At 43.6% G+C, this 22,425-nt stretch carries 20 protein-coding genes and 3 pseudogenes; 2 read left to right on the plus strand and 21 right to left on the minus strand.

Annotated elements, in window-relative coordinates:
* Window positions 1–44: 44 nt before the first annotated feature.
* The 17 genes and pseudogenes from DWX91_RS13960 to DWX91_RS14040 form a co-directional block, all read right to left on the minus strand.
* On the minus strand, window positions 45–596 hold the full coding sequence (locus DWX91_RS13960) for a hypothetical protein (RefSeq protein ID WP_118539292.1): 552 nt from the start codon (window positions 594–596) through the stop codon (window positions 45–47).
* Entirely contained in the window at window positions 596–802 is a 207-nt protein-coding gene (locus DWX91_RS13965) for a hypothetical protein (protein WP_118468482.1), read from the minus strand. The genes DWX91_RS13960 and DWX91_RS13965 overlap by 1 nt, the downstream gene beginning before the upstream one ends.
* A 21-nt stretch (window positions 803–823) precedes the next feature.
* Window positions 824–1,288: a hypothetical protein gene (locus tag DWX91_RS13970; RefSeq protein ID WP_118468484.1), complete on the minus strand. Its 465-nt coding sequence runs from the start codon at window positions 1,286–1,288 to the stop codon at window positions 824–826.
* Window positions 1,289–1,301: 13 nt separating this feature from the next.
* Window positions 1,302–3,320, minus strand: a complete 2,019-nt coding sequence (locus tag DWX91_RS13975) for a HaeIII family restriction endonuclease (RefSeq protein ID WP_118468485.1) — start codon at window positions 3,318–3,320, stop codon at window positions 1,302–1,304.
* On the minus strand, window positions 3,307–3,492 hold the full coding sequence (locus DWX91_RS13980) for a DUF1778 domain-containing protein (RefSeq protein WP_118468590.1): 186 nt from the start codon (window positions 3,490–3,492) through the stop codon (window positions 3,307–3,309). Before DWX91_RS13980 ends, DWX91_RS13975 begins: the two co-directional genes overlap by 14 nt.
* 51 nt (window positions 3,493–3,543) lie before the next feature.
* On the minus strand, window positions 3,544–4,047 hold the full coding sequence (locus DWX91_RS13985) for a helix-turn-helix domain-containing protein (protein ID WP_118468487.1): 504 nt from the start codon (window positions 4,045–4,047) through the stop codon (window positions 3,544–3,546).
* A 236-nt stretch (window positions 4,048–4,283) separates the two neighbouring features.
* On the minus strand, window positions 4,284–4,607 hold the full coding sequence (locus DWX91_RS16950; RefSeq protein ID WP_207664033.1) for a recombinase family protein: 324 nt from the start codon (window positions 4,605–4,607) through the stop codon (window positions 4,284–4,286).
* Between the two features lie 172 nt (window positions 4,608–4,779).
* Window positions 4,780–4,986 (minus strand): recombinase family protein, encoded by a 207-nt coding sequence (locus tag DWX91_RS16955; protein ID WP_207663374.1) that lies wholly within the window; start codon window positions 4,984–4,986, stop codon window positions 4,780–4,782.
* Window positions 4,987–5,312: 326 nt separating this feature from the next.
* Complete coding sequence (locus DWX91_RS13995; protein ID WP_147354414.1) at window positions 5,313–5,864, minus strand: hypothetical protein; 552 nt, start codon at window positions 5,862–5,864, stop codon at window positions 5,313–5,315.
* Window positions 5,865–6,525: 661 nt separating this feature from the next.
* A complete protein-coding gene (locus DWX91_RS14000) occupies window positions 6,526–7,794 on the minus strand; it encodes an ATP-binding protein (protein ID WP_412693923.1) in 1,269 nt (422 codons plus the stop codon).
* A 410-nt stretch (window positions 7,795–8,204) separates the two neighbouring features.
* Window positions 8,205–9,113 (minus strand): radical SAM mobile pair protein B, encoded by a 909-nt coding sequence (locus DWX91_RS14005; protein WP_118468491.1) that lies wholly within the window; start codon window positions 9,111–9,113, stop codon window positions 8,205–8,207.
* The gene (locus DWX91_RS14010; RefSeq protein WP_118468493.1) at window positions 9,101–9,790 is read right to left on the minus strand and encodes a radical SAM mobile pair protein A; all 690 of its coding nucleotides are present in this window, start codon (window positions 9,788–9,790) and stop codon (window positions 9,101–9,103) included. Before DWX91_RS14010 ends, DWX91_RS14005 begins: the two co-directional genes overlap by 13 nt.
* A pseudogene (locus DWX91_RS14015) lies at window positions 9,787–10,222 on the minus strand (radical SAM mobile pair system MarR family transcriptional regulator). Before DWX91_RS14015 ends, DWX91_RS14010 begins: the two are co-directional and overlap by 4 nt.
* Before the next feature lie 120 nt (window positions 10,223–10,342).
* Window positions 10,343–10,540 (minus strand): annotated as a pseudogene (locus DWX91_RS14020) (helix-turn-helix domain-containing protein); the annotation flags it as partial.
* Window positions 10,539–10,750 (minus strand): annotated as a pseudogene (locus DWX91_RS14025) (plasmid segregation actin-type ATPase ParM); the annotation flags it as partial. The pseudogenes DWX91_RS14025 and DWX91_RS14020, both read right to left, overlap by 2 nt.
* Window positions 10,751–10,791: 41 nt before the next feature.
* Window positions 10,792–11,421 carry a Fic family protein gene (locus DWX91_RS14030; protein WP_412693924.1) on the minus strand — a complete coding sequence of 210 codons (630 nt, stop codon included), beginning with the start codon at window positions 11,419–11,421 and terminating at the stop codon, window positions 10,792–10,794.
* Between the two features lie 504 nt (window positions 11,422–11,925).
* Window positions 11,926–14,769, minus strand: coding sequence for a translation factor GTPase family protein (locus tag DWX91_RS14040; protein ID WP_118539312.1), 2,844 nt, complete (start codon window positions 14,767–14,769; stop codon window positions 11,926–11,928).
* Window positions 14,770–15,124: 355 nt separating this feature from the next.
* Between DWX91_RS14040 and DWX91_RS14045 the strand changes: the two genes are divergently transcribed.
* Window positions 15,125–16,495 carry an MATE family efflux transporter gene (locus tag DWX91_RS14045; protein ID WP_118539296.1) on the plus strand — a complete coding sequence of 457 codons (1,371 nt, stop codon included), beginning with the start codon at window positions 15,125–15,127 and terminating at the stop codon, window positions 16,493–16,495.
* Window positions 16,496–16,687: 192 nt separating this feature from the next.
* Here the strand turns inward: DWX91_RS14045 and DWX91_RS14050 are convergent, their stop codons facing one another.
* From DWX91_RS14050 to DWX91_RS14060, 3 genes are all read right to left on the minus strand, one after another.
* Complete coding sequence (locus DWX91_RS14050) at window positions 16,688–17,545, minus strand: DUF975 family protein (RefSeq protein ID WP_118539298.1); 858 nt, start codon at window positions 17,543–17,545, stop codon at window positions 16,688–16,690.
* A gap of 276 nt (window positions 17,546–17,821) precedes the next feature.
* Entirely contained in the window at window positions 17,822–18,466 is a 645-nt protein-coding gene (locus DWX91_RS14055; RefSeq protein WP_118539300.1) for an AAA family ATPase, read from the minus strand.
* A 30-nt stretch (window positions 18,467–18,496) separates the two neighbouring features.
* Entirely contained in the window at window positions 18,497–19,783 is a 1,287-nt protein-coding gene (locus DWX91_RS14060) for a galactokinase (protein ID WP_118522949.1), read from the minus strand.
* Between the two features lie 418 nt (window positions 19,784–20,201).
* Between DWX91_RS14060 and DWX91_RS14065 the strand changes: the two genes are divergently transcribed.
* Window positions 20,202–21,140: a TIGR01212 family radical SAM protein gene (locus DWX91_RS14065; protein WP_118539302.1), complete on the plus strand. Its 939-nt coding sequence runs from the start codon at window positions 20,202–20,204 to the stop codon at window positions 21,138–21,140.
* A 2-nt stretch (window positions 21,141–21,142) separates the two neighbouring features.
* Here the strand turns inward: DWX91_RS14065 and DWX91_RS14070 are convergent, their stop codons facing one another.
* The gene (locus tag DWX91_RS14070; protein ID WP_243099067.1) at window positions 21,143–22,402 is read right to left on the minus strand and encodes a CapA family protein; all 1,260 of its coding nucleotides are present in this window, start codon (window positions 22,400–22,402) and stop codon (window positions 21,143–21,145) included.
* Window positions 22,403–22,425: the final 23 nt, after the last annotated feature.

Consider the following 22,425-nt stretch of genomic DNA (forward strand, 5'->3'; position numbering starts at 1 on the left):
ATCATCTAATACTCCAAACTCTTTTTTCCAAAAGAATCAAAGCATCAAGTAATACTCCAAACTCTTTTTTCCAAAAGAATCAAAGCATCAAGTAATCTATTTTCTATGGTAGATAAAATATTATGAATACATTGACTTGAGATTTCAACCATTGCCGATGTAATCATCATATATGGATCTTTATTATAGTGTACTATTACTGGAAAAAAATCTGCATTAATCTGTTTTCCTAATTGTATACTTGATGAATCACATTTTTCCACAAGTTGTCTTAATGCTTCTACTCCCTCTCGAAAACTAACATTTAGCAAAGAATCCTGTAAATCTTCCGGCATCTTTCCTAATGGAATTGAAACATGATTCCATGTCATATGTGATGCCATTGAACCTTTAAAATATGACCCCATAAGACTTCCACGTACTATTCTATATGTAGGTATCTTTGCATCCTTAGGATATCCTGTTATCTCATTATTAATCCAAGTATTTAATTCAACATTATCAAACCCAGTTAATAACACCTTTGTTCTTTTAAGTGCTATAAGCGTATCCACAGTCCCGTTTGCAAGTTCCTTGATAATTTTACTTTTTGGCATTAAAACACCCCCTCTATCAAATTTACAATTCTATCCCAGAATGAAAATAATAATACAATCCCCGCCACTAAAGAAATCAGGAATCCACATATTACAGGATGCTTTTCATAAAATGATTTCTTAACAGATTGATCATCATTAATCTCAAGTCTTTCCGCAATATTAGCATTTTTAATTTTATTATTATCACCAATGTTAATCGACATATCACATTCTCCTATTTATAATTAATGAACACAAATCTGCTCAGATGCAATTCTATTAAAGCTATGTATCAAATGCACTTTTTGTATTTTTATATGTTTATTAATATATTCCAATAATTCCGTCCCATCCAAATACATGTACATCTGCGGTGCAACAAATCCCGGAACGGCATGTCTTAAATCATCAAGTGAAATCTCTGTGGTTTCTTGAAATTCATCAATTTCCATAGCGTATCGATATGATTCTTGATATTTTTCAATACGTGCAACAGCATCTTTATCATTTTTAAACTCTTCTCTCCAGTCAGATAATAGATGTCGCTTACCTAAATATACTATACCTGTAACTGCCTTAACGGGCGAACTAACATACATATATGCCATAATTGGCTCATCCGGGAAATTTCTTCTATGTTCAAATATTTTCTTCCCAGACTTTATTTTCTCGTATACCTCCGGCTTGAAGCTTAAAAGCATTTTTCTCATTTACGCTACCGCCTTAATTCCACTTACATTCTATATTAAGAACTTCTATTGGCATACTAATAAACTGAACATCAAACTTAAGACTTGGTTCAACTTTTGTACTTGCATTGTGAATTCTGAAACTAAGCTGCCAACCATTATCGAGATACATTTCTACTGTATTATCACTGTTAGGCTTAAATTCAAGTGCTACAAGTCTTGTAGGTAATTTCACAATAGGTACTGTGATTGCAGATACCTTGTTCTTTGCAGGCTTATTCAACGTATCGTGCATATTAAATGTATGAATCATTGTAAGTCTCTTGCTATCCTTACTCACAACTTTATAATAATCTTCAATTCCAATTAAATATTCAATCATTTTTCTTGGCATTGTATTGTCTTTCTCATTTGCTCGATTCACTTCATCAATAAAAGCCTGCAACAATGGGATATACACATTCTGACTCTTGTTCCCAATTTCAGACCACTTTGTGCCATTATCTTTTTCCTGTTTTAAAAAGTTAAATATTGGTTCAACTGCATTCCAATATTCATCAGAACAAGGCATATCAAACCATTCATTTCCAAAATCTAATTTATAGCTTAATCTGCTATGCTTAACCGCATCATGATTGTGCTTAATACTTAAGCCAATCTCCCATTCAATATCTTTTCTCTTTATTACAATATCTCTAACATCACCTTTTATGCCTTGACCATCCTTTTGGAATTCAAGAGTAAGCTCATCATTATCCATTTCAGCCATTCTTGGCTCAAGTTCTAATACTGTATTAACTGCAGCTCCAGCAGATATCATAAATGTTTCTTGCATATCTTCATCCATTAAAGACCATGCTTTTTCATTTGCTATCAAACTTGAATTTTCAACAATTCTTGTTTTCCTTAACTCAGCTATTGCCTTATATAAAGTTTGAATCCATGCATATTCATATGCTCTACCCTGATCATTACTCTTTGTACTCACTTTTTTCTCATTAACCTCCTTAGCATCAATAGCATCTCTATCAATTTCAACAGCCGTACCCTTTCCCTCAAGATACAATTTTATTGCTGTAGCAATCTCATATGCTAAATTCACTGGAACAGCATTACCAATCATTTTATATGCAGTATTTGTATCATTGTATATAAATTTAAAATCATCCGGAAATCCCTGTACTCTTGCAACTTCACGAATTGTCATTCTTCTGTAAAGATGTTCTTTTCCTTCTACAAATCTACAATCGTTAGTTCCAACTTTTACCATCTTAGGAGCCTGTGGATGTAACTGACATTGACGTCCAGATGCCTGAACTGTAAACGCTTGTTCATCCCAGCCTTTAACACGATTACGACTCATAAATATAGGTGAATAAGCACCTGTGAAATATTCGTTATTATTTATCGCTTTTGGATTATGTCGATTCTTTTCTCCTGAAGGAACTGCCATATCCTGCAAATCCCAAATTATATCACGTAAGGTAATCTTCTTAGAATCATCTTTAGTGGACCCCTTCGGAAAACCAAAGTCTATATTCAAATCTTTTCTAAACCCTATGTAAAATACTCTTTTCCTTTCTTCTGCAACACCATAATCTTTAGCATTAACCAATGTAAAAGAAACATCATATCCTGCCTCATCAAATAATTCTAAAATATTCTGAACCGCAATTGAATGTCTATTTGCAAGCATTCCACTTACATTTTCCGCTAAAAAAAACTTTGGCTGGAATTCTTTTAATATTCTTATATAATCAAAAAACAACTGACCTCTTGCATCCTTAATTCCCTTAAGAGATCCTGCTTCCGACCATGACTGACAAGGCGGTCCCCCTATGATGCCATCCACTTCTCCATCTATATATTGTGCTATATCATCTCTTGTAACCTGTCTGATATCCCCCTCTATTAAATGTGTATTAGGATGATTGACCTTAAACGTTTCCCATATTGTTTTATCAAATTCATTCGCTACAGGTATATTAAATCCAGCTTTCTCAAATCCTAAATCAAGTCCTCCACAACCACTAAACAAGCTAATTACATTCATCGAATTTTGCTCCTTCATTCTCGTTCTTTTTTATTATTTTCGCTGCCTCGATAAGTGCTGTCCTTCGTACAAATTCGCTATACGAAGCATATGCCTCTAATCTAGCTGCCTGCTTGAATTTATCTAATTCTTCTTCGCTCACTCGTATGCTTATTGATATTGATTTTTTCACTATTTGACACCTCCGACTACTCATCATTCTACCTTCTATAGTATGTCATTGTCAATACTTTGTTGCACAAACAGGTGTTCTTTTGTAGCATTTAATACTGGAATATAAAAAGCTCCGGCTAATCCAATTACAGATTAGTCGGAGTAATGTGAAAACTTTTATATATCTGTTTTCTTCAAAGTTTTTAATTCTGCTATATACTGTCTGCCGACTTACTCCAAAAGTATTTGCAACTTTTGTAACCGCTATGCCAATCAGATACAGCAGATACAATCTTTCTTCATCTACGCTCTTTCTGTATTCCTCATTATATTGATACAGTTGCTCCGCTGTTTCGAGTATTTTCCCTTTTCTCTCTTTGCAGTACTCCACAAATTTTCTGTCATTGTAATAGTTCTCCATAATCCAGACTGCTACTGCACTTTTGCTAATGGGATTTTCATTTTCATCCACGAACTCGCTAATTGAATCTTTCTTCTGATATAGTAGCTTTATGGATAATTCGTCACAAAACATCTCGTCATATAGAACCCAAACCTTTTCCAATGTTTCCATATTCGCTGCACGTTCCTTCCTGCTCACATTTTTTTCAAAATTTCTAATTACTATGTAATACCATCCATGCCCTTCTGAATGCTGTTTCTTTCCTGCCCACTGCTATTCTTCTACTTTTGCTGTCAGTACAATTTCCTATCAACAGTCCGTTCCACGTTTTTTCTGCTCCTGCAATTTATCATATAACAACTGCAATCTTTCCAAAATGATAGCAATGTCAAGACACATATTATTTTCTATGAAAGTAACGGTTCATACTCTCCCACGCTCTCAATACCGTCGTAATTGTAATATCCTCTATAAAAATTCTCTTTATCAAGAATACGCTTCACAAGCATAGCGTTAAAGTCAGCACCTTTTCTGCCCTTGTGTCCTTCCATTTTCATAAACTCTGCTATGCTTTTCAGCGTCATATCTGGAAAACTCTGCTTAATCTCAAATACTCTCCGTACCGCTTTTGCCTCTGTTGCATTTACATATAATTTTTTGCCACCACGCAGACTCTCATAACCAAACGGAGCGCCACCACCTGCATAACCACCGCCCTTGGCTTTCTGCAATCGTCCACGTTTTATTTCAATGCTATCTCCAACCGCTCATACACATCCAAAAGTTCAAACATCCCATTTACAAAAATTTCGTTTGGATTTTGCGTGTAGATTGAATAATTCGGTCTGTCAATCGCTTTAATATCCACATTGTTCTTTTTGAGTTCTCTGTGTAGCAGAACCTTTACCAAGTCTGACCGCCACGCTCAATGCTCATTTCGTCCTCGTTGGCTTTCGCTCCGCTGATACCCTCGTCCTTGAATATTCCTACCAAGTTGTAACTTTTGGAACTGCAATATTTTTCAATTTCCGCACGTTGCTCCGCTAGGGAATATCCTTGTTTGACCTGTCCCTCTGTTGACACCCTTATGTAGCCATATACATTTTCCATGTAACCGAACCTCCGTTATAAAAATTTATTTTATAACAGCAATTTCATTTCCGGTTATTAAACTGGATAACAACTATTTTATTAACCCCTCTTAAAATAACTAGAAACCATCAACTTTCATAGATACTTTTTTTAATAGCAAAATTTCTTATATGTATATTCCATTTATTCACTACTCCGTCTTTTGGAAAATAAATTACGTTTCTCAACCGTAATCATTGGTTCACCATAGTAATCAATCCTAACTATATCACTTTCTTTAATTCTTATTTCTTCATCATACCCATTTACATATCTGTTTACAATTATCCATTCTCCATGCTTCCTTATACTTCCAGCCTCGGCAAATTGAGCCTTTCACTCCCCTTTACATAAATATCCGCATATCTATTATCCAAAATGAAAGCCACATCACAATAATTGAGCAAACAGATTATCCAAACCATTAACAATATAATAAATATACCCTCTACTATCCAAGAGTATTTTTTCGAAACATCTGCCAACAAAGAAATTGCATATATTAAGTAAAGTGTAATTACAAGTTTCCTCTTTAGCTTACCATCCTGCCAAAACTCAATTTTACTATTATAACTTTTGCAATTTCTAAAAGTGATTATAGCATTGATTCCTAAATACCAAATTCCACAAATAATATATGAAAAAACCACACCTTTCCAATAACAAAGCATTTTTTTAGCCACAAGTGTAATCAGCAAATTTATCGCCATCATTTTATAAATTTTTATTATAATATCTGGAAAAGTTGGTATTTTTCTACATTTCAGCATCCAATACCCCAATTCTTTATTCTTTTCCTTAAGATCACGCTCGTTTTTTACCCATCCCAACAGAACTATAACTATAGGTATTACCACATAATACATTATCTCACTATCAAATATCTTTAGTAAAAATTTCTTTCATCTCTCTAAATTCCTCTTTTCATATACTTATTAAAACAAAATAAGTAAATCATAGGTAAAAACTTAATTACAAAATGTTCAAAAGCCCTATTTTACTACATTCTAACCATTTTATTATAGACTGCCGTGGCAAACCATGAGCACTTTTATTTTTTCTCGCATAGCTTGGTATAACCTCTATTTTCCTTGTATTTACAAGGGTTCTATCTATTTCTCCTTAGAACCCTATCTCGATATATCTTAGCATATTATTTCTTACTCTTAGTAGGTAAAAGCTGTACAAATGGCTGTAAATTTTACCACTCGTACAGCAGCCCTATTTTTTCTCCCAGTGTTATACCGCACTCACTCTTTTTGATGGTGTATAAATAAAGTTGACAGCCTATTCTCAAGGATTTCATAGTATAATCAAGAGAATAAGGAGGTGCCCAACTATGGCACGAAGTCAACGTAAGTACACCATTTGTAAACGCATAAGTTCCGCCGCAAATTATCCAGAAGTACAATCTCTCTCATGATTTGTGCAGGAAGCCATTGCACAATTAACTGCACCTAATGCAAATGAACCTTCTGCTTTTTTAATTTCCGAAACATTACTTTGGAAATTAAAGTCTTATCTAATGATATATTTTGTGCCTTTGCCTTTTCCTTCCACTGCAATCACACCTTTTTGACACATTTCTTTTAGCAGCTTTATTGTCTTTGATTTACCGAAAGGTACATATGGTGCAACTTCGCTGATTGGCTTCAACATCGTCTTGCTTAAAAGTTTATAGATCACGATTTCGTCTTCTGTCAGATCCGCATTTTTTTCAAATATCGGAAGCACAATTTCTATCGCATTTTCTGAAACTTCAAAATCCGGTTTTATCAAACTTTCTGCATACAGTTGTTTTATTCTTGTAATTCCCGTTCCGAATATCTCTACAAATCCCAATCTGTAAAATACATTGGCAAGATTTCTATTTCTTAAAACAGAAAGTTTACCAGACAGATATTCTTCCTCTGTGATTCCAGACGGCAATCCGCCAGGAGAAACTATTTCAATTCGATCATCAAACATCGAAACTCTGATTTGCGAATTCACGTCCCACACTCTATGAATCAGAGCATTGGCGATTGCTTCCCGGAAAGCAGCTTCCGGTACTTTTTCCATCTTCTTTCGATCAGCACCTTGTATTACTTCATATTGGTAATAGTCTCTGAATACATCGATTGCCTTTTCATAAACCTCTAAAACCGATATATTTTCAAAAGTCGATCTCTTTTGAATGATGCTGATATTTTCTCCAAATTTGACAATATCGATTCCCGGAAAATGATTTTTATCTGCCAAAAGCCCTGCTGCATTATTGAATCCATTTACATCGTCATATAAGTTCAATGTCTTCAGTGTGTCCTTATCAAAATTTTCAATCCGGACAGTCTCTTTCAGCTTACGATGTAAAATTTCAAAGGACAGCTCCTGATCTTTGCAAGGCAATTCTTCAAATCGAATATTTTTTCCATCCAATACAAGCCTTGAAAATTCCAGAGTATCTACCTCTATCGTTGCTGTATCATTCCGCTTGTATGCTTTCGATTTATATAGATACGGCTTCTGTAATCCGCTTTTCACAGTAAGCTTTATCGTCTGGTCATTATTCTGTACCTCAAGCGTATAATCCGGCTGCGGTGTAATGCTGTCATTGATTTTATTTTCAATATCCAAGCAGGCTTGTTTTACATCCGGCAAACCTTTTATATTTCCATCATCATCCACTCCAAAAAAGATGGTTCCGCCGTCATAATTTGAAAAAGCACTGACTGTTTTTAAAAAAGTGTTGGTAATCGTTTCCTTGAACTCTAATGTTCTTGTTTCACGCATATCAATCGCCTCCATTTCTGTCTTATATATTATATGCAGAAATGCGCAAAAAAGCAATCGTATTTTTTTACGATTGCTTTTTTGATTACTTTTTGTTGTGTGCTCATAAATAAACTTTCTTTCTATACTGATTGCCCAAAGATTCCTGAATTGGTGAAACAATGTTTTTCCAATTTGAGCATGAGTAAATGCCTTATAGTAAGTGCGTTATCCTCTGCTTTTCCAAATGACTTTCCAATCTTTTGTGTGTATCGGCTAATTAAAAGTATTTATTTACAAAAATGCACAGTTCCCGATAAGCTAAGAACTGTGCATTTCTTTTTTCTTCAATTTTACAATTTCTCTATTTTTCAAACAAGAACTTCTCGATTTCAAATGGCGATAAATAAATCTCTCCACCATCATCAGTTTAATTTTCGTTTAGATTAACGATTTCTTTTTCCTGTATTCTCTGTCCCTCGGATTTCCTCATGATAGAAATAATCTACGATCACCGGATGTCCCTGCGGGACTCTGCCATAAGGCATTTCATTATCCACAAATGGGCACTCATACTTCTTGGCCATTTCCTCAGCTTTTACTTCAAGTGCTTCAAAGTAGCTGCGGTTATGCTTGTTATAGATCTCGTCGTAAAGTGGTACAAGATCAGGATATTTTCCGGCGATATAATCCATAATTGTCTTTTTGAAACCGCCTCGAAGATTGAGATTTTCGAGCCAGAACAGATCGCACTGATCCTTTACCCGCTCAAAGATTGCTTCAAAATTCGTGATACCGGGAAATACCGGAGATACGAAACAGACTGTACGGATACCTGCTTCATATACCTGCTTCATAGCAGCGATACGGCGCTCAATGCTAGAAGCAGAGTCCATATCGTTCTTGAAATTTTCATCTAGTGTGTTGATCGACCATGAAACGGTTACTCGTCCAAGCTTCTTCAGCAGATCAATATCTCGTACCACAAGATCCGACTTTGTGCAGATCAGAATATCTGCGTCACTGCCGATCAGCTGCTCCAGAAGTTTTCTGGTATTCCCGAATTGCTCCTCCTGTGGATTGTAGCCATCTGTCACAGAACCGATGACCACCCGCTGTCCGGCATATTTCTTCGGATTCTTAATTTCCGGCCAATGCTTCACATCAAGGAAAGTGCCCCATTCCTCCTTGTGTCCGGTAAAGCGCTTCATAAAAGAAGCATAGCAATACTTGCAGGCGTGTGTACAGCCTACATATGGATTGACCGAGTAACCGCCTACAGGCAGACTGGACTTGGTCATGATGTTCTTTGTTTCCGCCTCATTAATGAGGATTCCATTTATTACTTCTGCCATGATCTCTGTACCTCCAACACTTTATTGAATTCATCCGGCATTTCCTGAATCATATTTTCATTCCCTATGATAGGGACAAGATCTTCCTTCATAAATACCGGAATGTCAAGCGCATGCGCCTGATCTGTCAGAGACCATGCCCACTCCGGCTCCGTATGAACCTTCCTGCTCTGAACTCCAGTCATGGTGCCGACAACGATCCAGTTGATCCCGGAAAGATCAACTGAACCTGGATTGTCGAATAGCGGCTCAAAGGTAACATGATAGTGTTTTGCTCTGACATTTTCCCGTAGTGCGTCAATACGCCACAGTTCTGCTTTTCTCGTCACCGTAACACCAAACCATGCGTTTTCCAAATCTGTATCAAAATCCAGCAGATCTGGTCGCTTTGTAAGGAACAGGAACTGATGCTGTGGATTTTCACGGATTTTTTCAAATACCTCGTCTCTCCATTCTGACTTCCAGCCGGAAAGATCGCTCATGCCGGTAAGAAGAAAGTTCTGCGGACGTTTCTTTTCCATCATCTTGAGCTTACCCGGAAAGAATTCAGGGTCAGCAAAGTCATCAATCATATGCCAGCGTTTCACATTATTGCGGGCGTAGCAATATGCACACCCCACTGTACATCCGATGACGATATTCATGTTTTGAATCTGATCTTTGATACAAATACTCATGATTTCTGCCACTCCTCAAGATTCTTTCTGATACGGTCGAGGTATTCCTCAAACTGGGTAATTTCTTCCTCCGAAAAACCTTTGTAGTAAATACTGCCCATTTTATCAGATACAGAATCGTATTCGTCCTTTAAGGCATGTGCTTTTTCAGTCAGAAACAGGAGTGTTTTCCTTTTGTCCGTTTCAGACTGAACGCGTCTTATCAGCCTTTATTTTCCATTCTTTCCAGCATCGTAGTAAGAGAAGTTATCGCTAATCCACATTTAATCGAGAGTGATCTGATTGAGATTCCATCTTCCTGCCACAGCACATAAAGAATACGCCCCTGGCTCCGTTAAACGCATCAATATTCTTTTCGCTGAGAATCTTCTCAAAGATTCGATCTCCAAGTTGTTTTATTTTGGTAACAAGAAATCCGCCATTCATTTTCATACAAAAACTCCTATATAGTATTTTATCAAATAATACTATATAGGAGTTTTACTGTCAACAGTTTGTATGTCTAAGTAGAAGTAAATTCCGATTGTTCGAGCTTTTCAAATACTAACGTACTTAATTCTGTTCAATAAGTGATTTATAGTAGTTACCAAAGTCAGCAAGTGAATTAACAATTGGAAGCATTTTTGCTCCGAGTTCCGTTAATCCGTATTCAACTCTCGGTGGCTGCTCATGGTAATCGTGGCGATATGCCAGTCCATCACTCATCATTTGTCTTAAACTATCTGTCAAAACCTTTTGTGAAATACCATTTGACCTCCTGCCTTACAGTTCCAATCTTGTAGTACTTTCCCTCATACTCAAGTACATCACCAAAGAGTGCCGGAGTTGTTGTTATCTCCTTAACTCCTGTGACAAATACCTGAGATATTGTTTTCATCATCGACCAGCCATGATCAATGCCCATTACTTCTAATCTGTTATCTGCGATACTGACTTGGATTTTCGGTTTTGATATAACAGCGCTGCCTTATCCCACCGCTAAATTGGTATAAAAATAAGAACTAAATTAGTGCTAACCCCTTGATTTTACTGGGTTTCTCTAACTTTGTCCTTATTATAACATCATCATCCTGGAACGGATGAATCCGCTCAAACTTCACATGAAAGTCCAGAATGTCCTCAAAGGTCTTTTCTTCTTTGGCATTATATTCCATCAGCAATACCTTCATTTTATCGGCAACTTCTTCCGGAAGGGCGGTATCCATACCGCCGACTTCATTCGGAAGTTTCTCATAATCGCCAACCGCATACCAATCTTTTCTGGAATCGCTGGTGCCGTTCTTCAAAACCAAGTGAAGCTCTTTGATGAATTTTTCCGTCAGAGCTGCTTTTGCATGATCAATGATCATGTCAATGCAGCAGAAGTGATTTGCTGTTTCAATCACATCATCCACGTTCAGCACTTCTTTTTCTACACCGATGGTGCTGGTTTCAAAGATATATCGGGGCTGATCGTGGGTCATTCGGCTTCCTTCTATATGGTTGGAATAGTATGTCAAATCAATCTGTGTTTTGTGGTAGATCCCTCCGGAGTATTTACTTGCCTTCTGCTCTTTCAGAATATCCAACAGTGTAACACTTTTTGCCGACATATGAAATGCAATTTCTGGATACAGAACGCCGGACTCCATCGAAAATGAAGTCCGGCAAGGTATTATCTATATACGGTTTCTCTTCAATTTTTTGAAACTTGCTTTTAAGGAGTATATACAGTTTATGCTACAGATGCAGGGCAAATCTGAAAAGCAGCGGTGACGAAACTGAGAGCACGCTTCTCATACAAAGGCATCTGACTCCTATCAGACCCAACCTTAAATATCCTATTAACCTCCGCCCAAAGAGAAACAGGGATTTCATGTATCGAGCAACTCAAATCTCATCCCTATTATATTTCTTAACGTGACCGATGTGCATTCTGTCTTTTCGTCATACCTTAAAATATTTTTGCAGCACATGTGAGTATTTTCCTTGTAATGTACAATGCAGATTTTTCTGCATATTCCCTTAACTGAACCATGCTTTCCGCCATCGAAACCGGCAGCCTGAGCGCAGCGGCGGCAGAACTGATGGAATTTACGCGGAAGGATCTGATTCATGCCTTCGAGTAATTTATACGAAAATCCGCTTTTTATACATTACTCGTCCTTCTTCACCTGCCGCAGCACCTCCTCCGGCACCGAATCCAGCAGATAATTTTTATGTCCGCTATGCGGTCGGTTGGTATGCTCACGTGTCTGATTCTTCACACGGTCTACCTCTTCCTCAAAATCCCGTGCCGAATACAGCCCGCAGCCCTGCCCACGGATGATGATCTGTTCCAGACGGTCGGAGGTCGCTACCATCACCGTATATTTCCGCCCATTTTCATGGGCAAATTTCTCGATGTACTGGTCAGCTGTCTCCGCCTCTTTCGTAAAGACTACATGAATGTTGTGGTAATCCGTCACCTCCGTCCGGTGTCCCTGCACCCGGTAAGCATCGAACACCGCTATCACCTCGATACCACGGCTTCCCTGATAATCGCATAGAATATCCAGCAGCTTACCACGGGCGCTGTCAATGTTGATCTTTGCCAGCTCATTTAACTCGTCCCAGGAGAAAATAATGTTGTAGCCATCTACCAGCAGATATTCCCGAACCGCTGATGCCATTTTTCCTTTGGAGCTGCCAGTTCTGCTGCTCTGTCTGCCACTTTCCGACGCTTTCCCTGCATGCTCAAATCCCCCTGCATTTCCAGCCACGGAACCTCCTGATTTTCCCACATTTCCAAATGTCGAAGCTCCAGCTGTCCCGGCTTTCGAATCGCTCTTCTGTCTCACCGCTTCCTGTCTCCGCGCCGTCTCTCCATACACGCCCGCGCCGTACTGTTGCACTGGTCGTTTACTGGTTCCGCCCCAGCGGCGTTTTCCGCCGTCTTCCTTTTTATTGGCATGATAGGTGCGCGCCAGAATCGCATCGACCTCATCCGTTCCAATCCACATCTCCTCGACAGAACCTCCGCCCTGTCCGTCGGAGGAACGTGCGCCTGCTTCAATCGCCTCCATCCGCCGCTTTCCATTGGACGCACCCAGGCAGCTTTCCAGATGCATGTAATCTTTGACCTCGTCCCAGTTGACAACAAATCCGGCTCCGTGTGCACAGAAAACAGATCCGCTCGGGTTTGCCAGATCCGCATCCGGATCATACCCGGCTGCCGCAATGATTTCTTCTTCATTGTGGCACGGTCCGTAGCCATCGAGCGTGCAGATCATCTGTCCCAATCCGCCCGTGTACGCCGTCACCTCCGTCTGATATCCATCGAGTGCCGATACCGGGGCACGTCCGGTTAATATTGCCTGCCCGTCCTCCAGCGCCGGTCCCTCAAAGACGGCAAACCGCCGCTCCAGATCGGTCATTGCACGTCCCACCATCTTGTCCGGTATCGTCAGGTGAAAGGCATAAAATGGTTCCAACAGCACCGAATGCGCCTGCATCAGTCCCTGACGGACCGCCCGGTACACGGACTGTCGGAAATCGCCGCCTTCTGTATGTTTCACATGGGCGCGTCCCGATTTCAGCGTAATTTTCATATCCGTGATCGGCGCCCCAATCAGAACGCCCCTGTGTATCTTTTCTTCCAGATGCGTCAGCACCAGCCGCTGCCAGTTTTTACTTAAAATATCTTCACTGCAATCGGTATCAAATACCAGCCCGCTGCCCGGTTCTCCCGGCTCCAGAAGCAGATGTACCTCCGCATAATGGCGGAGCGGCTCAAAATGCCCGACACCCTCGACCGTATCGGTGATCGTTTCTTTATATACAATGCTGCGCCCGCCAAACCGGACATTTACCCCAAAACGCTCTGCAATCAGGCTTTTCAGAATCTCCATCTGGATCTCGCCCATGATCTGGGCGTGAATCTCTTTCTTTTCTTCCTCCCAGACAATATGAAGCTCCGGCTCTTCTTCCTCTAATTGAAGCAGTTTCGGCAGCATCGCCGCCGCATCCACATCCTCCGGAAGCTCGACGCGATACGTCAAAACCGGCTCCAGCACCGGTTCCGCGCCCATTTCACAGACTCCAAGCCCCTCGCCCGGTTTCGTGTGCAAAAGTCCCGTTGCCGCACAAATCATACCCGCCGGTGCCTCGCTCACCGCCTCATACTTATCGCCTGAATACAGGCGGAGCTGATTTACCTTTTCCTCGCCTATCCGGTCTTTGACATGCAGCACGCCGCCCGTGATCTTCATATAAGTCAGGCGTTCGCCCTGGTTGTCGCGCACAATTTTAAATATTTTCGCCCCAAATTCGTCCGGATACACTGGTTCCAGCGTATACTCTTCCAAACCGCGCATAAATTCTTCCACACCCGTATTTTTAAGCGCCGAACCAAAATAACACGGAAACAGATCCCGGCTGGCAATCCGGCTGCGGATCGCATCTTTAGACACCTGTCCCGTCTCCAGAAATTCCTCCAATTCCGCTTCGCCGCTGACTGCTGCCTCTTCATAGAAACTTTCCGTCCCGTCCGCACCAAAATCAACGAAGTTGCCGCCCAGCGACTCTTTTAGGTCGCGCAGGACCTCCTGTTCCCGTCCCGGCGCCAGATCCATTTTATTGATAAAAAGGAACGCCGGAATCTGGTAGCGCGCCAGCAGCCGCCACAGCGTCCTTGTATGCCCCTGCACGCCGTCTGAACCGCTGATGACCAGCACCGCATAGTCCAGCACCTGAAGCACCCGCTCCATTTCCGCTGAAAAATCCACATGTCCCGGCGTGTCCAAGAGCGTCACATCCATATCATCCCATGCAAGCCGCGCCTGCTTGGAAAAAATCGTGATTCCGCGCTTTTTCTCCAATTCATATGTGTCCAGGAACGCATCGCCCTTGTCCACCCGCCCCAGATGGCGGATCATGCCGCCCGCATAGAGCATCGCCTCTGATAATGTTGTCTTCCCCGCATCTACGTGCGCCAGGATTCCCACCGCCAGTCTCTTCATGTATGTTACCCTCATTTCCGTTCTATATGAAAAAGAATGTGCCTTGGCACATTCGGGCGTCTCGCGCGGTCGCTTGCGACATGTTTCTGCTTCGCGCGAGTGCGCATCCTCGCGGAGCGTTTTTTGTTTCATAGGACGCAATTTCCTATGAAACAAAAATCACTCTACCCGTTATGATACCATGTATGTCACTGATTGTAAAATACCGCGTGTTGACCAGCCCGCTTCTATATCACAAAAAAAGTGCCTCTATTTTACTTTTTTTCGTGATTTTTCGGATTGCCAATTTTATGTATTTCTTATAAAATCTACTCTCAGAGTTTTATAATCGTTTTTTAGAAAGGATGGTTTTTCCATGAGCCGCTCTTCGCAACGCTCTACCATAAAAGATATGACAAACGGGAGCCCGGCAAAGCTGATTCTGGGCTTTGCGGTTCCGATGCTGATGGGACTTCTGTTCCAGCAGTTTTACAGCATGGTCGATACGATCATTGTTGGAAAATTTCTCGGTGTCAATGCACTGGCTTCGGTCGGTTCCACCTCCGCCATCAACTTTATGATTAACGGTTTCGTCATCGGCGTCTGCACCGGGTTTTCCATTCCGGTTGCACAGCGGTTCGGCGCACAGGATTACAAGGATATGCGCCGTTTCGTCGCTAATGCCGGATGGATCGCCTCCTGTTTTGCCGTGGTCATGACCGTGATCGTCTGCCTGATGACACGCCAGATTCTCGTATGGATGCAGACGCCGGACAATATCATTGACGGCGCGTACAGCTACATTTTCTTCGTATTCGCCGGTATTCCGGCAACCTACTTGTACAATACGCTGGCGGGCATCATCCGTGCGCTCGGCGACTCCAAAACGCCGGTCTATTTCCTGATTTTATCCAGCCTTTTAAACATTGCGCTGGATCTGCTTTTCATCGTACAGATCGGAACCGGCACCGCCGGAGCTGCCTATGCAACTGTTATCTCTCAAGCAGTATCCGGTATTCTTTGCCTGATCTATATGAAGAAAAAATTTGAAATCCTGCATATGCACCATGAGGAAACGCGCATCAGCGGCAGACACATTTACATTCTCTGCAAAATGGGTGTGCCGATGGGACTCCAATACTCGATCACCGCGATCGGCTCGGTTGTCATCCAGACTGCCATCAACTCCTTAGGTTCCATCGCAGTTGCCTCCGTCACCGCAGGTCAGAAGATCGGCATGTTCTTCTGCTGCCCGTTTGACGCACTGGGCGGCACGATGGCAACCTACGCCGGACAGAACGCCGGTGCCGGAAAGGTAGACCGCATCCGCCAGGGCGTCCGGTCCGCGACTCTCATCGGCGGCATCTACTCCATTGCGGCGTGCATCGTGCTGACCGTGTTTGGCGGCGTGATTCCGCTTCTCTTCGTCGATGCCTCGGAAACAGTTGTAATCCATCAGGCGCACCAGTTCCTGACCTTCAACTCCCTGTTCTACATACCTCTGACAATCGTCAATGTATGGCGTTTCACGATTCAGGGAATGGGCTACAGCCTGCTCGCCATCCTGGCAGGTGTCTGCGAAATGATCGCCCGCGCCATGGTCGGCTTCCTGCTGGTGCCGATCTTTGGCTACATCATCATCTGTTTTGCCTCGCCGCTTGCATGGCTGCTCGCCGATGCATTTCTGATTCCGGCATTCTTCTATTGCCAGAAACATTTGCTGTCTGAGAAAGCACGGATGGACTAAAACAAAATAAATAATACAACTCAAAAAAACACCTCAGAAAGCTTTCATTTTGACCACTTTCTGAGGTGTTTTTTGATTGCAGATTCTTATTTTGGCTTTCGCCAATTTGATTTTCAAAGATTTTTATTGTTCCGTCTATCCTTACACAAGCACAGTTCTATGCAAATGATTTCATTTTTGTATAGGCAGAGTTCACGCATTTTCACTTTCCTCCGGCTCATTCTCACTCCACTTATCCTGCATTTCTATCTCTTCTATTTCCCTCTTCTCATCCCGCACGTCCCTATAAAATGCCGCAAATGCCGCCTCCTCATATGGGCGCAGAAACAGATAGCCAATATTGAGCGGTCCCATCAGCCCTGCCAGAAACAGCACTGCCAGAAACAGCACGGTCACACCACTGAGCCTTCCCTGTGTATACAAAAGAACCGCTGGTATTATATATTGAATGCTGCAGATCAGCCGCCAGCCGATAAAGCTAAAGGTCAGGCAGAATAAATTCCATTTTCTCCCATCCATCAGGCGGCGCGACTCGGTGATTGCCTCGTTGGCGGAATATTCTGGATGTTCCATCAGCACATATGGTGTCATCGCATAGCTGTACGTCTTTATAAACCCCGGAACGAAAAACAGGCAGGTCCAGCAATATATATAAAAGCCGCGCACAAATACCATCGCCACGCCATCTGTGATCCGCGAAAACTGGGAAAATAAATCAGAAAAGGACGCTTCCTTTTTCTCTGCCAGATTCAGATGGAAACGGGCGTATCCCATCTGCCCCGCACCTCCAATAATAACCACCATCAAGCCCCAGATAAGCAAAAGCACCCAGGGCAGAAGCATGCTGCGCATCGGAAATACCTGCGTCAGCACATTCTTCACTTCCGGTCGTGCCTGTATCACTTTTTGCAGCTCTGATATTCCATTTGGCGCCGTATCGGCAATCTCCGCACCGATCAGGGACGCTGCTAATCCCGTTCCCATCGCAAGTTTCCAGTTTCCGTGCAGTGTCTCACGCGCCATTTGCCTAAATTCAGATGCACTTCTCATGCTTTCTCCCCCTTTCTTTCTGAAATCATTGTATCATTTTTCCATTTTGACCGTCAATATGCCGCTTCAAACCGTAAATAATTTGTAATAAGGTCGTAATGATTCTACTGTCGTCAAAGGCAAATTCAGAATGCCGGAATTACTCTCCCAGCATTCTGGGAGCTGATTGAGCTGGCGATCCGCTGGCGCTTCTCATCTTCCAAATCTGCCCTGCTTCCCGCAATCTTTAGCTGAAATTTTTAGCCTGCATCACAGACAGGTTGTTTTCATTTTCCCCTACTTCATATACCCGCGCAGCTTCACATATTCCTTGATCAGCTCCGCCGTCTCGTCCAGTCCGAGGCGGGTCGTATTGATCGGAAGATCGTAGTTCTTCATGTTTTTCCAGTCATTCCCAGTAAAATATTTATAATAATTCTTCCTCTCATTCTCAATCTTCCGGATGCGCTTCTTCGCTCTTTCTTCACTGATGCAGTCTACTTCCATAACGCGCTGCACGCGGCGCACACGGTCGGCATAAACAAAGATGCGGACCAGATTTTCGATCTCCTCGTCCTGATCCAGCACATAGCCAGCCGCACGGCCTACAAATACGCACGGTTCCTGTTCTGCCAGCTCCCGCATCACCATCGCCTGGAATTTAAACAGGTTATCCGGCGATGTCACATCGCCTTTCAGGGACGGCTTTCCGAACACATCTGCCTTCTTCGCGCCAGCCAGACGGTGAAGCAGGTTGTTTCCCGCTTTCTCATCCGCTAAACGGAAAAATTCCTCTCCGACTGCACTCTTCTCCGACGCCAGCTTTAAGATCTCATCGTCGTAGAAATGAAGCCCCAGCTCCTCTGCCAGCTTGCGTCCCACAATACGTCCGCCGCTTCCGTACTCCCTCTCGATTGTGATAATCAAATTTTTATTTCCCATAAATTCCACCGCCTTTCCAGGTCCCAATTTTTAGATGCGCTCGCTCACGCAGATCGCGCCGTGCGGGCGGATGCTCATGCGGTATACATTGCCCTCTCCGATCGCATTTTCAATGTATTCTGTATACTCGTCCACCAGATCGTTCGGAATCATCGCCATGATAACACCGGCAAAGCCGCCGCCATGAACCCGGCACGCGCCGCGTCCTTTTTTCGCGATAAACAATTCCGTCAGCGCCAGTGCAATGCTGATGCCCTGCTCCTGCACGTCTGCAGTCGTGTATACATTCTGAAGCCATTTCCAGGAAGAATTGCCCGAAGCTGTGATTCCCTCCAAAAAGGCAGCAAAATCATTTTCCCGAGCCTTTACTTCCTGCTCCACTCTCTTATTTTCCTCAAAGAAATGGAACGCACGCATCACGGAACGGTCTCCCGCAAATGCACGCACTTTCGCCAGGTTTGCGATCACCTCTTCCTCGGAAATCTCCGCGCAGACCTCTTTGCCAAAGTACTGTGCTACTTTTTTCATCTCGTTTGGAACAGAAGAATAATCTGCGCTCAGATCCGCGTGGCCTTTTCCCGTATTTACAATCATCAGGCTGTGATCCTGCGCGCCGAAATCAAAATCAATCTTCTCCACAACCGGCGCTTCCGGATTTTTAAAATCGATCGTAATCAGACCGCCGACCGCGCATGCCATCTGATCGAGCAGACCCGACGCCTTGTTCCAGAACTTGTTTTCTGCATATTTTCCGATGTGGGCGTAGGTGACAACATCCATCTTTCCCTCGTTAAACATTGTATTTAACATAGAGCAGATCAGCATCTCATAGGAAGCCGAAGAGCTGACGCCCGCCGCGCTGATAACATTGCTGGTAATGTATGCGTCAAATCCGCCGACCTTGTATCCTCTCTCCTCAAAGCCCTTTAAAATGCCCTTTGTCAGGTCGATGGTGCCGCTCATACCCGTGCTCGGTTTCAGGTCGCTTAAATGGATACTGAAATTTTGATGAAATGTCTCACTTAATATGCGGATCGTGTCGGTTCCGTTCGGTGCCGCCGCGCCGACGCAGTCCAGGTTGATGCTGCCCGCCAGCACCTTGCCATGATTGTGATCGGTGTGGTTGCCGCTGATCTCCGTCCGTCCCGGGGAAGTAAACAGCTTGATATCGCGTTCCCCATATGTTTTCTCAAAGCGCTCTGCCACATAGCGGTAACGCGCCCGGTTCTCCTCCGCTTTCTCTGCCCCGTATAATTCTGCCATCAGCACTTTCGTTTTCTCAGATTCCAGCTGTTTCAGTGTTTCTTTGACTGACATATCCCTTCTCCTTTTCCCCAAATTGTTTGTTACTGTTCACGCATACGTGCCCAGTAACGGAATTTGCCGTGGCTTCGCATTTTAATACGGCAAATTCCTGCTGCCACCACGTTTTCTTACGGCACTTTCGGTTCCAAAAGTGCCTACCCGGGAACATTAACAATTGTTCCCTTTATATGATTATGATTTCAGACATTTTGATTTAATCTGACTTCTTGTATATATTATATCATTTTCCTCAAAATGCCTCAATACGATATTCTTTCGTGTATTTACAAAATGCTGTGGTTCTGGTAAGCTTTCATTTATATAGTAAAACACAGGAGTTCGTATGAAACAAACTACTCAAACATACCTATCATTACCCGAAACATTCCATCCTGCATCCACCGCCTCCGGCAAACACCCGGATTCCTCCATGCCCCGCTGCTACTCCGACGGTCGTCCCTACTATTCGTTAAACGCATGGCTGAAAGACCAATTTGGGCAGAAAATCTACAAGCTGGCGCTCGACGGCGGCATGACCTGCCCCAACCGGGACGGTACGCTGGGAACGGGCGGCTGTATTTTCTGCAGCCACGGCGGTTCCGGCGATTTTGCAGAGCCGGCTCACACCTCCGTGACCGAACAGATCGAAGCGGCAAAGGCGCGTGTCGCAAATAAAATAAAGGGTGGAAAATATGTCGCATATTTCCAGTCCTACACAAATACCTATGCGCCTGTCTCCTATCTGGAGCCGCTTTTTTCCGAAGCAATCGCCCACCCGGACGTGGCTGCCCTGTCCATCGGAACCCGCCCGGACTGCCTGCCGCCGGATGTCCTGGAGCTTCTCGCCCGCTTAAACCGCCGAAAACCGGTCTGGGTGGAACTGGGACTTCAGACCATCCACGAGGAAAGTGCCGTGCGCATCCAGCGCGGTTATTCCCTCCCGGTCTTTGAAAATGCCGTCCGTGAACTGAAAGCCGCCGGTCTGACCGTCATCGTCCATGTCATTCTGGGGCTGCCTGATGAAACGAAAGCCCAGATGCTCGATACCGTCCGCTATCTGGCCGATTTCCAGCCCGCCATCGACGGCATCAAACTTCAGCTTCTCCACATTTTACGCGGCACGAAGCTGGCAGAGCTCTACGAACAGGCACCTTTTCCGGTCTTTTCAATGGACGAATACATTGAGCTGCTGATCGAATGTATCCGCCTGCTGCCGCCCGATATGGTCATCCACCGGATCAGCGGCGATGGACCGAAAAAATTGCTGGTCGCACCGGAATGGAGTGGAAATAAGCGGGCGTTTTTGAATACGTTTTCCAAAGCACTGCGGGAAAGCGGGTGTTTTCAGGGGCAGGATTTCACGAATTGATTTTACTGCACCTGCACCTTTCCATTCTCATCAATCTGCACGCCGTCCGAAAGCCCCTGTATCTTCTGGTAAAACGCCTCTTTCTTCCCCACGTCCAACTCTCTCGTATATCCGGCAGATGAAGTTGCAGGCACAATTGAAAGCGCCGTCTCTCCCTGTGCATCTACCGACGCCTGCACCAGCATTGTCTCCGGAATCGAACTTCCGAACACAAAATTTCCCAGACTGTACAGAATCCATTTTCCATGATACAGCTCAATCCCCTGCAGCACATGTGGATGGCTACCAACCACCAGATCAGCGCCCGCGTCGATGTACTGATGTCCCATCTCCCGCTGGTACGCCTCTGGCTGCGTGTTCCGCTCGATACCCCAGTGGACATAGACAACCAGATAATCACACTCTTTCTTTACCTTCTGGATCTCCTGCACGACCGAAGCCGTGTCATACGCCGAAAACATACCCGGATGCGACGATCCTGCCGCCCATCCGCCCGTCGGAAAGACGCGCGACGCGCCCAGAAAGCCAATCTTTTTTCCATTTTTCTCAATGATCTGCGGCTGTTTCGCCTCTTCCAGATTTTTTCCCGCCCCAACATGCAAAATCCCGGCACTGTCCAGCGTATCGCACGTGTCCAGCAGTGCGTCCGTGCCGTAATCTAGCGCATGGTTGTTCGCCACCGTCACGATATCTGGTCCGATCTCCTGTAAAATAGACACGCGGGACGGCGATACCCGGAACGTAAACTGTTTATCCGCCGCCTGTGTTCCCCGGTCGCTGAACGGAAATTCCAGGTTTGCCATAAAAATATCAGACTCCGCGATCGTCTCCCGCAAGCTCTCTCCGAGGACGCCGCCGATACCTCCCATACGGTCGTAGGCATTTAAAACATGGTTGGAAAAATAGATATCTCCGGCAAACAGAAGCGAACACTCATTTGAATCATTTTCTCCCGGTTCTGACTCAAGTTTGCCAGATTCGTCCTGCCCCTGCATTTCCACCCTCAGTTCCGCGCCATCTACCTGTTCTGACTCCACCTGCCCGTCTATATCTGTTTCCGGATCAAGCGTTTCTTCCGATACCGTTTTGTCTTTTGGCTCCAATGAGATTGTCTCTTTCCATATGGAACCTCCCGCCTGGCATCCGCCAAGCAAAAGCGTCATTCCTGCCAAAATTGTCAAATTTCCAATTCTAGATAAAAGAAATGCCGTCCGGTATCTGAACGGCATTTTCGTGCATTTACTAAAAAATGTATGCTTCATTTTTCCTCAATCAATCGCAGCTG

Source organism: Clostridium sp. AF22-10, assembly GCF_003478725.1.
GTDB lineage: Bacteria > Bacillota > Clostridia > Lachnospirales > Lachnospiraceae > Otoolea > Otoolea fessa.

Coding starts and splice junctions, on each gene's coding strand:
- DWX91_RS13960 (WP_118539292.1), bottom strand. CDS start 596: ATGCCAAAAAGTAAAATTATCAAGGAACTTGCAAACGGGACTGTGGAT.
- DWX91_RS13965 (WP_118468482.1), bottom strand. CDS start 802: ATGTCGATTAACATTGGTGATAATAATAAAATTAAAAATGCTAATATT.
- DWX91_RS13970 (WP_118468484.1), bottom strand. CDS start 1,288: ATGAGAAAAATGCTTTTAAGCTTCAAGCCGGAGGTATACGAGAAAATA.
- DWX91_RS13975 (WP_118468485.1), bottom strand. CDS start 3,320: ATGAATGTAATTAGCTTGTTTAGTGGTTGTGGAGGACTTGATTTAGGA.
- DWX91_RS13985 (WP_118468487.1), bottom strand. CDS start 4,047: ATGGAAACATTGGAAAAGGTTTGGGTTCTATATGACGAGATGTTTTGT.
- DWX91_RS16955 (WP_207663374.1), bottom strand. CDS start 4,986: ATGGAAAATGTATATGGCTACATAAGGGTGTCAACAGAGGGACAGGTC.
- DWX91_RS14000 (WP_412693923.1), bottom strand. CDS start 7,794: ATGGAGGCGATTGATATGCGTGAAACAAGAACATTAGAGTTCAAGGAA.
- DWX91_RS14005 (WP_118468491.1), bottom strand. CDS start 9,113: ATGGCAGAAGTAATAAATGGAATCCTCATTAATGAGGCGGAAACAAAG.
- DWX91_RS14010 (WP_118468493.1), bottom strand. CDS start 9,790: ATGAGTATTTGTATCAAAGATCAGATTCAAAACATGAATATCGTCATC.
- DWX91_RS14030 (WP_412693924.1), bottom strand. CDS start 11,421: ATGGAGTCCGGCGTTCTGTATCCAGAAATTGCATTTCATATGTCGGCA.
- DWX91_RS14040 (WP_118539312.1), bottom strand. CDS start 14,769: ATGAAGAGACTGGCGGTGGGAATCCTGGCGCACGTAGATGCGGGGAAG.
- DWX91_RS14045 (WP_118539296.1), top strand. CDS start 15,125: ATGAGCCGCTCTTCGCAACGCTCTACCATAAAAGATATGACAAACGGG.
- DWX91_RS14050 (WP_118539298.1), bottom strand. CDS start 17,545: ATGAGAAGTGCATCTGAATTTAGGCAAATGGCGCGTGAGACACTGCAC.
- DWX91_RS14055 (WP_118539300.1), bottom strand. CDS start 18,466: ATGGGAAATAAAAATTTGATTATCACAATCGAGAGGGAGTACGGAAGC.
- DWX91_RS14060 (WP_118522949.1), bottom strand. CDS start 19,783: ATGTCAGTCAAAGAAACACTGAAACAGCTGGAATCTGAGAAAACGAAA.
- DWX91_RS14065 (WP_118539302.1), top strand. CDS start 20,202: ATGCCCCGCTGCTACTCCGACGGTCGTCCCTACTATTCGTTAAACGCA.
- DWX91_RS14070 (WP_243099067.1), bottom strand. CDS start 22,402: ATGAAGCATACATTTTTTAGTAAATGCACGAAAATGCCGTTCAGATAC.